The 14,177-nt window shown below is 72.8% G+C and carries 16 protein-coding genes; 10 read left to right on the top strand and 6 right to left on the bottom strand.

Annotated features, from left to right (window positions below; translation table 11 throughout):
• The first annotated feature begins 73 nt into the window (after nt 1–73).
• The 5 genes from ABD236_RS12755 to ABD236_RS12735 all read left to right on the top strand — a co-directional run bounded on the left by ABD236_RS12755 (nt 74) and on the right by ABD236_RS12735 (nt 4,740).
• The gene (locus ABD236_RS12755) at nt 74–700 is read left to right on the top strand and encodes a response regulator (RefSeq protein ID WP_425543875.1); all 627 of its coding nucleotides are present in this window, start codon (nt 74–76) and stop codon (nt 698–700) included.
• Entirely contained in the window at nt 697–1,818 is a 1,122-nt protein-coding gene (locus ABD236_RS12750; protein ID WP_344073655.1) for a sensor histidine kinase, read from the top strand. The genes ABD236_RS12755 and ABD236_RS12750 overlap by 4 nt, the downstream gene beginning before the upstream one ends.
• Before the next feature lie 145 nt (nt 1,819–1,963).
• Complete coding sequence (locus ABD236_RS12745) at nt 1,964–3,025, top strand: M20 family metallopeptidase (RefSeq protein ID WP_425543874.1); 1,062 nt, start codon at nt 1,964–1,966, stop codon at nt 3,023–3,025.
• A gap of 225 nt (nt 3,026–3,250) precedes the next feature.
• Entirely contained in the window at nt 3,251–4,141 is an 891-nt protein-coding gene (locus tag ABD236_RS12740; RefSeq protein WP_344073652.1) for an aminoglycoside phosphotransferase family protein, read from the top strand.
• Between the two features lie 50 nt (nt 4,142–4,191).
• Complete coding sequence (locus tag ABD236_RS12735; protein ID WP_344073651.1) at nt 4,192–4,740, top strand: YciI family protein; 549 nt, start codon at nt 4,192–4,194, stop codon at nt 4,738–4,740.
• A gap of 58 nt (nt 4,741–4,798) precedes the next feature.
• On the opposite strand, the gene ABD236_RS12730 is transcribed toward ABD236_RS12735, so the two are convergent.
• Nucleotides 4,799–5,353 (bottom strand): DinB family protein, encoded by a 555-nt coding sequence (locus tag ABD236_RS12730; protein WP_344073650.1) that lies wholly within the window; start codon nt 5,351–5,353, stop codon nt 4,799–4,801.
• A 73-nt stretch (nt 5,354–5,426) separates the two neighbouring features.
• The gene (locus ABD236_RS12725) at nt 5,427–5,816 is read right to left on the bottom strand and encodes an STAS domain-containing protein (RefSeq protein ID WP_344073649.1); all 390 of its coding nucleotides are present in this window, start codon (nt 5,814–5,816) and stop codon (nt 5,427–5,429) included.
• Nucleotides 5,817–5,951: 135 nt separating this feature from the next.
• Between ABD236_RS12725 and ABD236_RS12720 the strand changes: the two genes are divergently transcribed.
• Nucleotides 5,952–6,281, top strand: a complete 330-nt coding sequence (locus ABD236_RS12720) for a helix-turn-helix transcriptional regulator (RefSeq protein WP_344073648.1) — start codon at nt 5,952–5,954, stop codon at nt 6,279–6,281.
• Nucleotides 6,282–6,387: 106 nt separating this feature from the next.
• Nucleotides 6,388–7,014, top strand: a complete 627-nt coding sequence (locus ABD236_RS12715; protein ID WP_344073647.1) for a dihydrofolate reductase family protein — start codon at nt 6,388–6,390, stop codon at nt 7,012–7,014.
• A gap of 17 nt (nt 7,015–7,031) precedes the next feature.
• Here the strand turns inward: ABD236_RS12715 and ABD236_RS12710 are convergent, their stop codons facing one another.
• Nucleotides 7,032–8,051: a serine/threonine dehydratase gene (locus ABD236_RS12710; protein WP_344073646.1), complete on the bottom strand. Its 1,020-nt coding sequence runs from the start codon at nt 8,049–8,051 to the stop codon at nt 7,032–7,034.
• A gap of 31 nt (nt 8,052–8,082) precedes the next feature.
• Nucleotides 8,083–8,991, bottom strand: a complete 909-nt coding sequence (locus ABD236_RS12705; protein ID WP_344073645.1) for a helix-turn-helix domain-containing protein — start codon at nt 8,989–8,991, stop codon at nt 8,083–8,085.
• Between the two features lie 93 nt (nt 8,992–9,084).
• On the opposite strand from ABD236_RS12705, the gene ABD236_RS12700 reads away from it, so the two are divergent.
• Nucleotides 9,085–9,465 (top strand): YybH family protein, encoded by a 381-nt coding sequence (locus tag ABD236_RS12700; protein WP_344073644.1) that lies wholly within the window; start codon nt 9,085–9,087, stop codon nt 9,463–9,465.
• A 68-nt stretch (nt 9,466–9,533) separates the two neighbouring features.
• On the opposite strand, the gene ABD236_RS12695 is transcribed toward ABD236_RS12700, so the two are convergent.
• The gene (locus ABD236_RS12695) at nt 9,534–11,138 is read right to left on the bottom strand and encodes an alpha/beta hydrolase (protein ID WP_344073643.1); all 1,605 of its coding nucleotides are present in this window, start codon (nt 11,136–11,138) and stop codon (nt 9,534–9,536) included.
• Nucleotides 11,139–11,376: 238 nt separating this feature from the next.
• Here ABD236_RS12695 and ABD236_RS12690 point away from each other — a divergent pair, with 238 nt between their 5' ends.
• Entirely contained in the window at nt 11,377–12,363 is a 987-nt protein-coding gene (locus ABD236_RS12690) for a GlxA family transcriptional regulator (protein ID WP_344073642.1), read from the top strand.
• A gap of 90 nt (nt 12,364–12,453) precedes the next feature.
• Nucleotides 12,454–13,092: an isochorismatase family protein gene (locus tag ABD236_RS12685; protein WP_344073641.1), complete on the top strand. Its 639-nt coding sequence runs from the start codon at nt 12,454–12,456 to the stop codon at nt 13,090–13,092.
• Nucleotides 13,093–13,114: 22 nt separating this feature from the next.
• Here the strand turns inward: ABD236_RS12685 and ABD236_RS12680 are convergent, their stop codons facing one another.
• A complete protein-coding gene (locus ABD236_RS12680) occupies nt 13,115–14,059 on the bottom strand; it encodes a Dyp-type peroxidase (RefSeq protein ID WP_344073640.1) in 945 nt (314 codons plus the stop codon).
• Nucleotides 14,060–14,177 lie beyond the last annotated feature (118 nt).

The raw sequence follows: 14,177 nt of genomic DNA, 5'->3' as shown, positions 1-14,177 counted from the left end.
ACCGGAACGGGAAGACCGGGCGATCCGGGTGGTCGTCGTCGACGACGAGCAGCTGGTCCGCTCGGGCCTGCGGATGATCCTGGGAGCCGCGCCCGACATCGAGGTGGTCGCGGACTGCGCCGGCGGCCAGGCGGTGGACACCGTCCTCGCGCAGCGGCCCGACGTCGTGATGCTGGACATCCGGATGCCCGACGTGGACGGGCTGACCGTACTGAGCCGGCTCACCGCAGCCCTGGGGGACCGGCTGCCCGCCGTCACCATGCTGACCACGTTCGACACCGACGAGTACCTGGCCACCGCGCTGCGCGCGGGCGCGTCGGGCTTCCTGCTGAAGGACACCGAACCGGAACAGCTCGCCCGGGCCGTCCGGGTGCTCGCGGCCGGCGGAAGCACCCTGGATCCGACCGTGGCCCGTACGGTGATCGGCGGATACGTGGACGGGGCCGGGGGCGCCGAACAGGCCAAGCGGGCGCTGACGGGGCTCACCGAGCGGGAGCGCGAGGTGCTGGTGCTGCTGGGGCAGGGGCTCTCCAACGCGGAGATCGCGGCCCGGCTGCACCTGGCTCACGGCACCGTGAAGGACCACGTCAGCGCGCTGCTGGGCAAGCTGGGCGGAGTCAACCGCGTACAGGCGGCCGTGATCGCGGAGCGGGCGGGGCTGGTGGGGGGCCGGGGGGAAGGGCCCGGGCCGCCGCGATGACGCTCACTGCGGCTCAGCGGCGTGTGCTGGTCGTCGTCGGCCCGGTCGTGATGGCGGTCGGTGACACCTTCATCATGGAGGGCCACCAGAGCACTGTGCAGTGGGCGATCTCGATCGGGGCGGCGCTGGCGCTGGTGGCCCGGCTGCGGATGCCGGTGATCACCCTGCTCCTCACCCTCCCGGGTCAGTACATGGGCACCGCCTGGCTCGCGGGGCTGACCGCCCTGTACACCGTCAGCCGTCTCAGGCTGAACCGCTTGCTGCTCACGGCGTGCACGCTGCTCATGTTCGGCGCGCTGTTCCTGCCGTACCCGCTGGGCGGGGCGGCACTGCGCGACCTTGTCAGGGACCCGATCTGGTGGGAGAGCAGTCTGGGCGTGGTCGTCGCCGCACTGGCCCTGGGCCGGGCCGTCGCGCTGCGCGCCGAGCTCGCCCAGCGGCTCAGGGAGCTCACCGAGGGGCGCGGCAGGGAGGGCCGGCTGCTGGCGGAGCGGGTGCTGGCCGCCGAGCGTACGCAGCTGGCCCGCGAGATGCACGACGTCGTGGCCCACCAGGTGAGCCTGATCAGCCTCCAGGCCGGGGCGCTGCGCATGAGCAGCAAGGACTCCGCCGCCCGGGAGAGCGCCGAGACCATCCGGACGCTGTCCGTGCGCACCCTGGAGGAGCTGCGCCACATGGTCGGTGTGCTGCGGGCCGCGGGCGGCAGCGGTCCGGTGGAGCGCAGCCCCCAGCCCCGCCTCGGCGACCTTCCCCGGCTCATCGCCGAGAGCGCCCTGGAGGTGGACGCCGACATCGGCTACCGGACGTGCGCCCCGTGCCCGGAAGGCGTGGAGCGGGCCGCTTACCGAATCGTCCAGGAGGCGCTGACCAACGTACGCAAACACGCGCCCGGAGCCAGGGTCCGCCTCCGGGTGCGGTGTACGGGCGACGAGCTGCGGGTGGAGGTCCGTAACGCGGCGGCCGTGCCCGGCGCCGCCCCGCTGGACCTGCCCAGTGGCGGGCACGGCCTGCTCGGGCTGAGCGAACGCGTCTACCTCCTGGGAGGTTTCTTCGGCGCGGGCCCGGACGACGCCGGCGGCTTCGTGGTCAGCGCGGTCATCCCGATGGCATCGGGGTGACCGGGCGCCTGTGGGGGCCAACCGGCCCCGACCGGCCTCCGTCCGCGCCGCCCCGGCGCCGGAAATGCGAGCCGAACGCCGGGTGCCTCCCCAGTACGCTGACCGGGTGACCACGCACCACAGGGTCGACGTGAGTGTCGACGCGATGATCGAGGACCTCCGCACACTCGTCGAGGTGGAGTCGCCCTCCCGCGACGTCCACGCCCTGCGGGCGTCCGCCGAGACCGTCGCGGCGGTCATCGAGCGCCGCCTGGGCGGCGAAGCCGTTCTCGTCGAGAGCGAGGCCGGGCCGCACGTCCACTGGTCCGGCGGCGGCGACCCCCGCGTACTCGTACTCGGCCACCACGACACGGTGTTCCCCCTCGGCACGCTCGAACGCCGCCCGTTCCGGGTGGCGGACGGGCGGGTGACCGGCCCCGGGGTCTTCGACATGCTCGGCGGCCTGGTGCAGGCCGTGCACGGTCTGGCGGCGCTCGACGACCTGTCGGGCGTGGAGATCCTGGTGACCGCCGACGAGGAGGTCGGCTCCCGCTCCTCCCGCGCGCTGATCGAGGAACGCGCCCTCGCCTGCGGCGCGGTACTGGTCTTCGAGGGCGCGGCGGACGGCGGAGGCCTGAAGACGGGCCGCAAGGGCTGCGGCACCTTCCGCGTCTCGATCGCGGGCCGGGCCTCCCACGCCGGCCTCGAACCCGCGGCCGGGGTCAACGCCCTGGTCGAGGCGGCACACCAGGTACTCGACATCGCGGCGCTCGCCCGCCCCGAGATCGGCACGACCGTCACCCCGACCGTGGCGTCCGCGGGCACCCTGGACAACGTCGTCCCCGCGCAGGCGACCGTGGTCGTGGACGTACGGGTCGAGTCCGCCGAGGAGAAGCAGCGCGTCGAGGCGGCGTTCGCGGCGCTGGCTCCGCACCTCGACGGGGCACAGATCACGGTGGAGGGCTCGGTCGGCCGCCCGCCGATGCCCGAGTCGGCGTCGGCCGAGTTGTTCGCGCTGGCCCGGAAGCTGGTCCCCGGCATCGAGGGGGTGGCGGTCGGCGGCGGCAGCGACGGCAACTTCACGGCCGCGCTGGGAGTGCCGACACTCGACGGCCTGGGAGCGGTCGGGGGCGGCGCCCACGCGGACCACGAGTATGTGGTGGTGGAGACGATGGCGGAGCGGGCGAACCTGGTGACCGGGCTGGTGACGGCGATCCGCAGCGCGTAGCGGGGGCGCGGTGCCCAACCGAAGGCGTCGGGCACACAACGCCGTTGAGCACACCCAACGACGACGTCGCACCCGTCCCTGGCCAGCCATCAAGTCCCGTGAGGTGACTGCCGGGTCGGCCATGTGCCACACACGAATGGGGTTCCCGGCCTCGGCGTGAGCCCGAGGCGGGCGAGAGCCCCCCTGACGGCCCACCCGGCGAGGGGGTAGGAGATGCTGCCTCTCATGCACACCGACATCGACATCGACGCCGACCTGGTGCGGTCCCTGCTGCGTGAGCAGCATCCGTACCTGGCCGGGCTCGATCCGCGCCCGGTGGACGGGGGTTGGGACAACCAGCTGTGGCGCCTGGGCGACGAGCTGGCCGTACGCCTGCCGCGCACCCCGCGCGCACCGGATCTGCTGCGCAGGGAGTGCCGCTGGCTGCCCGAGCTGGCTCCGGGGCTGCCGCTTCCGGTGCCGGTCCCCCTGCGTGTCGGACAGCCGTCCGCGTTGTTCCCGGCGGTGTGGACGGTGGTGCGATGGGTGGCCGGTGAGCCGCTCGACCGTGTTCCGGTCACCGAGGGTCTTCACGCGGCGGACGCCCTGGCGGGCTTCCTGCGGGCACTCCACCGGGACGCACCCGCCGGGGCGCCGGTCAACCCCGGGCGCGGGGTCCCCCTCACCGACCTCGTACCCCATCTCGACGAACAGCTCGAAGTCGTCTCCTCCCCGGTGGCCGCCGGGGTCCGGGAGGTCTGGGAGGCGGCGGTCGCCGCCCCCGCCTGGGACGGTCCGCCGGTGTGGCTGCACGGCGACCTCCATCCGGCGAACGCCGTCGGCTCACACGGAACGCTCACCGGTGTCATCGACTTCGGTGAGCTCTGCGTCGGAGAGCCGGCGACGGACCTCGCGGCGGCGTGGCTGCTGCTGCCCTCGGGTGCGGCCGCCCGGTTCTTCGCGGCGTACGGCGACGTGGACGAGGCCACCGTCCGGCGTGCGCGCGGCTGGGCGGTGCTGCGGGGTCTCGGCCTCATCGGGATCGGGCAGGCCTGGGAGCGGGGGCTGCCCGGGGGCAAGGAGACCTGGGGCCCGGCCGGGCGGGCGACGCTGGACCGGGTCCTGGCGTCCGCCTGAGCCGAAAGCCCGTTGAAGTGGTGGCGTACCGTGGGCAAGACTCCGTGGCCATGGAGTTCTTCTGCTACCACCGCGACCGGCCCGGGTCCGGCAAGCTGCGCGGCGAACTGATCGAAGCCCACTGGTCCTACATGGACGGGTACGAGAAGGAGCTGATCGCGCGCGGTCCGACGTTCGCCGCCGACGGGGAGACGCCCACCGGCAGTGTGCACATCGTGGACCTGCCGGACCCCGCCGCGGCGCGCGCGTTCGCCTTCGACGAGCCCAACTACCAGGCCGGCGCGTACCGGGACGTGCTGGTGCGCCGGTGGCGCAATCTGCTGGGGCGCACCATGTGGGAGTTCCCGGGCGGCCGGACCGGCGGCAACCGGTATCTGGTGCTCGGCCTGGGTGCGGGGGAGCCCGCCGACCTGGTCGTACCGGCGGACCGGGAGGACCTGATCGCGTACGGGCCGCTGCTCTCCGACGACGGCGCCACCTGGGTGGGCACGGCGGCCCTGGTCCGGGCCCCGGACGCGGAGACCGCCCGCGCGCTGTTGAGCGCCGAGCGGTACGCCGACATCGAGGTGCACGACTGGGAGTGCGGCGGGCGGCGGTAGCGAACGAGAGGTGAACCGGCGGCGCCCGGCCGGACGGTGCGCCGCCGGTGCCGCCGCCTCACACCCCCCTGACGCCGTCGATCCGCTCACGCAGCAGGTCGGCGTGGCCGTTGTGGCGGGCGTACTCCTCGATCATGTGGATGAGCACCCAGCGCAGCGAGACCCTGCCGCGCCAGGCGGTGTCGTCGGCCTCGACGTCGAGATGGGGCGCCTGCCGCGCGAACTCGTCGGCGTACGCGACCTCGGCCCGCCAGGCCCGCCACGCCTCCGCGACCGCCGCCGGGTCGTATGCGGCGCCGTCGAAGTCCCCGTCGGGGGCGTCCTCGGAGGTGTACAGCCGTGGTACGTCCTGCCCGCCGAGGACGCGGCGGAACCAGTGGCGTTCCACATCGGTGAGGTGCCGGACGAGGCCGAGCAGCGAGAGCGTGGACGGCTCCACGGCCCGTGCCGCCAACTCCTCCTCCAGCCCGGCGCACTTGAGCTGCAAAGTGACGCGCTGATCGGTGAGGAAGGCGAGGAGTATACGCCGCTCCTCGCCGGTCGCCGGCCCGCTGAACCTGCGCCGGGGTCCGTCTTCGGCCAGCACGTCGGATCTTCTGGTGTGGGTGGTCATACGCGTCATGATCCCCCGCGCACGGGGCGGTTGACCCTCACACCGTGTCAGCCTGGAGCACCTGAAGCTGTGACTAAGGGACGAGCACGTCCAGCGTGCGAGTGGCGGTCAGCAGCCTCCGTACGGCTGCGCTGGTGGCCCGGACGCGGAGCGTCTTGCCGTCGCGCACCGCGCGTCGGCGGATACGCAGCAGCACGTTGAGGCCGGAGCAGTCGCAGAAGTCGACCTCGCTCAGATCGAGGTCGATCCCACGGCGCGAGCGGTGGAGCGCCGCGCCCAGGGTGCTCTGGAGCAACTGGTCGGCGTCGATGTCGATCTCGCCGCTGACTCTGACGAGCTGGCGCTCGCCGGCCGGCCGCACCTCGATCTCCAGGTGTGGCAGGGGTCGGCCGCTCGGCGCGTGCGGCGGTGCCGTGTAGGTGGCGCCCCCGCAGATCTGTACGGGTATCGCGTGCTCTGGCATGGCAGTGGCTCCCAGGCGTCCGCCGGCCTGATCGGGTCCTCTTCAGACTCCGCTTCCGTTCCGGATACGTCAAGAGATACATGAAAATAATTTCGTCTATTTGTTTGCGTGAATCGAGCGTCATATCCTGGGCGGATGGGTGCTGTACCTGAACCGCACGCGGGGTGGACGTTCCTGACGAACCACGCCCGTGTGCTTGCCGCGATCGCCGATGACCCCTCCATCCGGATCCGCGACATCGCCGCGCACTGCCGGCTCACCGAGCGGGCTGTCCAGCGGATCATCGCGGACCTGGAGGAATCCGGATATCTCTCCCACACCCGGCAGGGGCGCTCGAACACCTACCGCATCGAAGCGGGCAACCCCCTGCGGCACCCGGCCGAGGCCGGGCTGACCGTGGCGACCCTGCTCGCGGTCCTGGCCCAGCACGACCAGCAGCGCGGGCAGCAGCCTCAGCACCGGTGAGCGCGGCCGGACGGACCGAGGCCGTCCGGGCGGCAGGGCGATGAGTTTTCGCGCCCGCGGGAGTCAACCGGGAACCAGAAAGACTCCGCAGGGGAAAGGCAGTGCCATGAGCACCCTCATCGTCACCGCGTTCGTCACGCTGGACGGCGTCATGCAGGCCCCGGGTGGCCCCGGCGAGGACGTCGACGCGGGCTTCGAGCACGGCGGCTGGCAGGTCCCGTACGCCGACGACGACTTCTCGCGCCTCATGGTCGACATCTTCGAGCAGACCGCCGACCACCTTCTGCTCGGCCGCAGGACGTACGACCTCTTCGCCTCCTACTGGCCTCACGTCACCGACGAGAACAACCCGATCGCCGTGAAGCTCAACTCCATGCCGAAGTACGTGGCCTCGCGCACCCAGCGCGAGCTGGAGTGGAACAACTCCCATCTGCTGGCGGGCGAGGCCGCGGAGACCGTCGCCCGGCTCAAGGAGGAGCTGGACGGCGTGATCATGACGCAGGGCAGCAGCGACCTCATCGCCACCCTCCAGCGGCACGACCTCGTCGACGAGTACCGGCTGCTGGTCAACCCCGTCATCATCGGTACCGGAAAGCGCCTGTTCAGCGAGGGCGCCAGCCCCTCGGCCTGGGCGCTCAAGGACTCCCTGACCACGAGCACGGGCGTGCGGTACGGCGTCTACGAGCGGACGGGGAAGCCCGAGTACGGGACCTTCGCGCTGGACGAGGAGTGAGCGACACCCCCTGCTGATCAGCCCCGGTCGGCGAGGTCGCCGGGGTCGGTGTTGGCGCCGCACAGGACGACGGCGACCTTCTCGCCCGCGCCGGGCCGGTAGCCACCGCTCGCCGGGGCGTCCTCGCCGGGCCCCCGCTGTCCGGCCGCGGGGAGCGCCGCGAGCGCGGTGGCCGCCGCGTGCTCCACGGCCACCCGGTGGTGCTCCCACAGCGCCCGCCGGGTGCGCACGATCTCGCTGTCGGGGACGAGTACGGAGCGCACATCGCCCTGCTGGGCGGCGTGCAGGGCCATGGGTGAGACGCGGCGCGCGCCGAGCGCGTCCGCGGCGACCGAGTCGACCGTGACGTCGACCGGGTGACCGGCCGCGATCGCGGCGTTCAGCGCGCGGCAGTTCTCCGGCTCGACGGCCACGACGCGTACCCCGTGGTGGCGGGCGGCGGTGGCGACGCCCGCGAACAGGCCCCCGCCGCCGACCGCGACCACCACCGTGTCCAGGCCGGGGACCCGCTGGAGGATCTCCTCCAGCACGGTGCCCGCCCCGGCCGCGATGAGCGGGTGGTCGTACGCGTGCGAGGCGAGCGCGCCGGTCGTGGCGGCGAAGTCCGCGCAGGCGGCCAGGGCGTCCGCGTACTCGGCGCCGACCAGCCGGACGTCGGCGCCGAAGCCGCGCAGCCGGGCGACCTTCACGGCGGGCGCGGTGGTGGGCAGGAACACGGTGGCGGTGACACCCTGCTGCCGGGCGGCCCAGGCGCACGCCAGCCCGGCGTTGCCGCCGGAGGCGATCGTCACGCCCGCGTCCGGGAGGGCCCCGCTCTCGCGGTGGGCCTGGAGGAAGTTGCGCGCGCCACGGGCCTTGAACGAGCCCGTGTGCTGCATGAACTCCAGCGCCAGCCACAGCTCGAACGGCTCCTTCGCGCGGTCGCCGTGGGCGGGGCCGGCCTCACCGGGGTCCGCCTGGGCGAGGGCGACGGGCCGGACGTGTCCGGCGATGCGGTCGGCGGCGGCTTTGACGTCGCCGTACGTGAGCTGGTGCATGTCGGGGCTCCCAGGCGGGTGGAGAGGGTGTTCAGGACCAAGTGTCGCGGCGGAAGCCGCCGGGCGTGCGGCCGGTCTCCCGGGTGAAGAACTTGCCGAAGTTGGTCGCCTCGGTGAAGCCGAGCGCGCGGCCGATCGCCGCCACGGGCCGGTCGGTGTGGGCGAGCAGCCGCTGCGCCTGCAAGGCGACGCGGGCGTCGACGAGTTGCTTGGCGCTGCGGCCGGTCGCCGCCCGGCAGGCGCGGGTCAGGGTCCGGGCGGAGTAGCCGAGCCGAGCCGCGTACTCCTCGACGGAGCGGGTGGTGGCGAAGGAGCGCTCCAGCTCGCGCCGGAAGGCGAGGTACACCTCGGTGCCGGGCACGGGGACCGCGGCCGGGTCCGGCAGCCGTGCCATACGGATGAGCAACGCGCCGAGGAGGTGGCGCAGCAGGGCTTGGGCGAGCTCGGTGTCGGCCCCGTGGGTATCGGGAGCGCGCTGATCCCGCAGGGCCCGGTACTCGGCGTCGATCTCCGTCACGGCGTGCTGGAACACGTCGAACCGGCCGGGCGCGAGCCGGTGGGCCACCGGGCCGAAGCCGTCGAGCGTCTGACGCGTCGTGGACAGCGGTGGCGGGAAGTCGGCGGTGAACATCAGCAGGACGGCGTCGAGGTCGGCGGGGTGACCGTCCGTGCCGTACGGCAGCCGTTGCACCTGCCCGGGCCGCAGATGCAGCAGCGTGCCACGCGTACACGGGTAGGTGACGAAATCGACCATCGCTGTGCCCTCGCCACCGCGTACGAGCATGACCTGGTGGAAGTCGAGACGGCTCGGGCGGCGGGCGACCGACCGTTTCAGACGCGGCTTGAGCGCGTCGAAGGCCAGCACCTCGATACCCGTGTGCAGGCGGTCGGGGTTGTCGTAGGCGATGTCGACGACCTCGCGCTGTCCGTTTTCGACCATGTCGGGTCCGGACTCTACCTCGTCCCAGGGGCCAGCGCAGGGAGAAGGTGGAGCCACATTCCTTCGGAACCCGCGAAAAGTAAGGACCCGACCATGTCCCCTGTCATCACCGACCCCGCGAAGCTGCCGATCCTCTTCCAGAACGCGTTGAACGCCGGCGACATCGACGGTGTGCTGGCCCTGTTCGCCCCCGGTGCGGCCATGCGTACCGTGACCGGTGAGCAGCTCACCGGCGCCGAGGCGCTGCGGGCCGAGATCGCCACAACCGTCGCCGCCGGCGGCAGGCTGACGAACGTTCAGCGGCATACGCTGATCGGCGCGGAGACCGCCCTGCTGGTCACCGACTGGACGATGGAGATCGACGGGCCGGGCGGCGAGCGGATCGCCCCGACCGGCACCACCGCCAACATCGCCCGCCGGGACGCCGACGGCGACTGGCGCTTCGCTCTCCTCAACCCGCTCGGCACCGTCTGAGCACGGAGGCGTCGCGGTGTGGGCTCCCGGGTCTGCCCGGGAGCCCACACCCCCCGTTCGCCGGATGGTCAGAAGCGGCCGCCGTGCACGGCCTCCCGGTCGGTCGGTGCGATCGCCGCCCCGGACGCCTTGGCCGCCGGGGTGGGCTCGACATAGAGCGGTGCCGGATCGGCCTCGGGGGCGCAGGTCTTGGCGATGAGTCCCTTGCCGCCGGGGAGGGTTCCGTCACGCAAGTACGCCACGAAGGTGTCGTCCAGGCAGGCGTTGCCGTGGAAGAGGATCTCGTGGAAGCTGCCGCCCTTCTGGACGACCAGCTTCGAGTGGGGCAGCGCCTTGCGCATCGCGACCCCGCCTTCGTACGGGGTGGCCGCGTCCTCGGTGGCCTGGAACAGCAGCACCGGCGGAAGGCCCTTGCCGGTGATCTTCATCCGGCCCGGGCCGCCCTGGTAGGGCCAGAACATACAGGCGGCGTTGTACCACATGTTGTTGTACGTGTAGAACGGCGCGACCGCGTTGACCTTCGCCTGGTCCTTCTTCCAGAACTCCCAGTCGCGGGGCCAGGCGCTCTCGGTGCACTGTGTGGCGTTGTAGTTGGGGAAGGCCCCGTCGTCGGCGCCGGGCGCGGCGTACCGGTTGTAGGCGATGGCGAGCGGCCGGGTGTCGTGGCGGGTGAGGTAGGCCGAGAGGACCGTGGCCATCCGGGGCCAGCGCAGGAAGTTGTAGCCGCCGCCGTAGAAGGTGTCCTCGAACTCGGCCGGGCCGATCTTGCCGGGGGCGGGCGCCGCGGACACCGGGCTGGTGCGCAGCGCGTCCTCCACGGCGTAGTACTTCTTGGCCACGGTGTCCGCGTCGGTGCCCAGGTGGTAGACGGAGTCGGCCTTGGCGGTCCACTCCGCGAAGGCGTTGAAGCGCCGCTCGTGCTCCTTGTCCTGGAGGATGTTGTGGTCGTACCAGGAGATGGTGGGCCCGACGATGCTGTCCAGGACCATGCGGCGCACATGCGAGGGGAACAGCTGGCCGTAGGTGGAGCCGAGCGAGGTGCCCCACGAGCCGCCGTAGAAATTGATCTTCTTGGCGCCGAGCGCGGCCCGGATGCGGTCCATGTCCCGCGCGCTGTCCGCCGTCGTCATGTGCGGCAGGATCCAGCTCCAGTCCGCCGCGCAGTCGGCGGCGTAGGTCGCGGCCTTGGCGAGCCACGCCTTCTCGGTGCCGTGGCCGGGCTGGTAGTCGGGCCGCGCGCCGTCGAAGTAGTGGGCGTCGCAGACCACATGGGGTTCGCTGCCGTTGGTGCCGCGGGGGTCGAAGCCGATCCAGTCGTACGTCGAGGCGACGTCGGCCGGGATCTGCCCGGCGATGTAGGCGGGCATCCACAGCCCGCTGTCGCCAGGGCCGCCCGGGTTCAGCAGGATCGGCCCCTGCCGCTTGCTCTCGGGGGCGGTGGCGGGCAGCCGGTTGAGCTTTATCTTGATCTTGCGCCCGTCCGGGTGGGCGTGGTCCAGCGGGACTTCGAGCATCCCGCACTGAAGCGCCGGGGTGCTGGTGTCGCCGCAGGACGTCCACGCGATCCGGCCGCCGTCGCCCTCGGGGCTGTCGGGTGCGGCGGCGACCGGGACCGCGCTGCCCAGTAGAACGGCCGAGACCGCAACGGCCAGCAGTGCCAGAGGTCTTCGCATGTGCCCTCCTCAGTCGGCGCGCCGGGGCGACGCGACGGGGTCGGGCCCGCCACGGTGGCGAAGGGCCCGAGATGAATGATGTGACATGTGCAATGGCACATGTCACACGCGTGCATTACTCGTTATGTGACCGTGATTCAGGCGCCCGGGATCGCCTGGCACCTGTGGCTGGCGGCGTGTCCGGATGTGACAGGGGATCGTCATTGCGGTCATCGGGGGCGCCGGTGAGGATGTGTTCATGCCCCTCACCCACCGCGTCGTCATCGCGGTCTTCCCCGACGTCGACCTCCTCGATGTCACCGGCCCGGCCGAGGTGTTCGCCCTGGCCAACCGGGAGACCTCGGGGCGGGCCGGGTACCGGGTGCGGCTGGCCGGGCCGGTGGCGGGGGAGGTGCGGACGTCGGCGGGGGTGCGGCTGCTGGCCGATCTGGGCTTCGCCGAGGTCGGCGCGGAGGTGGACACCCTGCTGGTGCCCGGTGCGGTCGACGTGACCGACGAGGGGCCCGTCGCCCGTATCGACGCCGACGTCGTGGCGTGGGTGCGGGAGACCGCCCCGTACGCCCGGCGGGTGGCCTCGGTGTGCGTGGGCGCGCATGTGCTCGCGGCCGCCGGGCTGCTGGACGGGAAGACGGCGACCACCCACTGGTCGACCGCCGCCCAGCTCGCCGCCGACCACCCGGCGGTCACCGTCGACCCGGACCCGATCTTCGTACGCGCCGACCGGGGGCGGCTGTGGACCGGGGCCGGGATCAGCGCCTGCCTGGACCTCGCGCTCGCCCTGGTGGCCGAGGACCTGGGCGAGGACGTGGCGCTGGCGGTGGCCCGGCAACTCGTCATGTACCTCAAGCGGCAGGGCGGGCAGAGCCAGTTCTCCGTCCCCCTCAGCCGGCCCGCCGCCTCTCGCCGTGACATCGACGAGCTGCGGCTGTGGATCGCCGAGCACCTCGACGAGGACCTGTCCGCCTCCGTCCTGGCGGCCCGGATGTGCCTCAGCGAGCGGCACTTCGCGCGTATCTTCACACAGGAGACGGGCGCCAGTCCCGCCACCTATGTCGAAGCCGCGCGGGTGGAGGCGGCCCGGCGGCTGCTGGAGACCACCGACTGCCCGCTCGACCAGGTCGCGGCCACGGCCGGACTGGGCTCGGCGGAGACCCTGCACCGGTCGTTCCGACGCCAACTGGCCACCACACCCGGGGCGTACCGCCGCCGGTTCCGCACCACCTGACCCGCCTGCCCCTTCCACTCGTCCCCCTCTGACGCGCGAGCGCGACACGGCTCGCCGCGCCATGCCCGATTCACCCCAGAAAGGCTTCTGATGAACGCGAACAACCCCGTGGCCACCCAGCCCTCCGCGACCCTGCGCGCGGTGGTGGGCCTGGACGACCAGCCGCCCCGGCTGAGCGAGTCCGTCCTCGTCATGGTCGACTTCCAGAACACCTACCGCACCGGCGTCATGGCCCTGGAGGGCGCGGACGAGGCCGTCGAGGCCGGTGCCCGTCTGCTGGCGCGGGCCCGCGCCGCGGGCATCCCGGTCGTGCACATCGTCAACGACGGCGGTGAGAACACTCCGTACGACATCCGCGCCCACGTCGGTGCCATCGTCGACGAGGTCGCACCGGTGGACGGCGAGCCGGTCGTGGTCAAGCAGGTCCCGAACGCCTTCCACGCCACCGAGCTGGAGAAGACCCTCACCGCCCTGGGCGCCGCGCCGGGCAGTGGCAAGGATCTGATCCTGGCCGGGTTCATGACGCACATGTGCGTCAACTACACCGCCCAGGGTGCCTTCTGCCTCGGCTACCGTCCCACGGTCGTCGCCGAGGCCACCGCGACGCGTCCGCTCGCCGCGCCCGACGGCACGCTCGTGCCCGCCTCCACCCTCCAAGCCGCGGCGCTGACCACCATCACGGACCTGTTCGGCGTCGTGGTCCCCACGGTGGAGGCCCTCCCCGCCTGACCTCTGCCACGGGTGCCGGCTCCTACAACACGCCCTCAGCCAACGGCCGTTGCGGCCCCGCTCCCGGCGGGACGAAGAACACCGCCGAGCCGTAGTGCTCGACGAACGGGCCCAGCGCGTCATGGCCCGCCAGGCGGCGCTGTACGCGGGCGAACAGGTCCGGGTCGTTCATATAGGCCAGGAAGAGCAGGCCCTGGTCGTCGGGGGCGTTGTCGTAGGAGTAGCCGCGGCGCAGTATCCGGGCGCCGCCGTCGAAACGGGGGTGGGCGAGGCGGACGTGGGCGTCGGCCGGGAGCAGATAGCCGCCCTGGCTCGTCTTGGCGTAGAGATCGGGCTCGGCGTGCTCGGGGCCGCCCTGGAGAGGGCCGCCGTGTGCCTTGCGGCGGCCCATCACACGTTCCTGGCGTTCCACGGGCAGCTCACCGAACTCGGCCGTCGCCAGGCGGATACGGCGTACCACCAGGTAGGTGGCGTTGTGGTGGGGGCCCGGACCGAGCCACACCCACCGATCGGCCTGTTTCGCGTTCGGGTTGGCGGTGCCGTCCTTGAAGCCGAACAGGTTGCGCGGGGTCTCCCCGCGAGGCGTCTCGGGGAGGAAGCCCGCCTGCTGCCAGCGCGGGCGCAGCACGCCGGGCGCGGTCCGCTCCAGCCGCCGTGCGAGGTCGGCGCAGGCCGCCGGGGAGGCCGCGCAGATCTGGAGGAACACCTGGCCGCCCCCGGCTTCGGGGCGCAGCCGGTCCCCGGCGAAGGCGGGCAGATCGCGGAGCGCCTCCGGCGCGTGCGCCCCGAGACGGGGGAAGAGGGCGGGCCCGAGGCCGACGGTGACGGTCGGGCCGTCGCGGGCGGTGAGCAGGGGCGTCCAGGCGGCGAACATCCGGCGTACGGACTCCCGGCCCGCCGGGCCGTGGACGCCGGGGCTCACGTCGTACGACAGCAGCAGGGCCCGGGCGGGCTGCGGGTCCGTCACGCCCGGCTGGCGAGGGGGAGGGGAGGGCGCGGCGGGGGCCGGGGACCGGGACCCCTGACAGCCGGCCAGGGCGGCGGCCGTACCCAGAGCGGCCAGCCCACCGAGCAGCCCGCGCCGG

The sequence above is a fragment of the Streptomyces crystallinus genome, assembly GCF_039521265.1.
Classification (GTDB): Bacteria; Actinomycetota; Actinomycetes; order Streptomycetales; family Streptomycetaceae; genus Streptomyces; species Streptomyces crystallinus.
The sequence above is the reverse complement of the archived record's forward strand: the minus strand, read 5'-3'. Positions and strand labels throughout refer to the sequence as shown.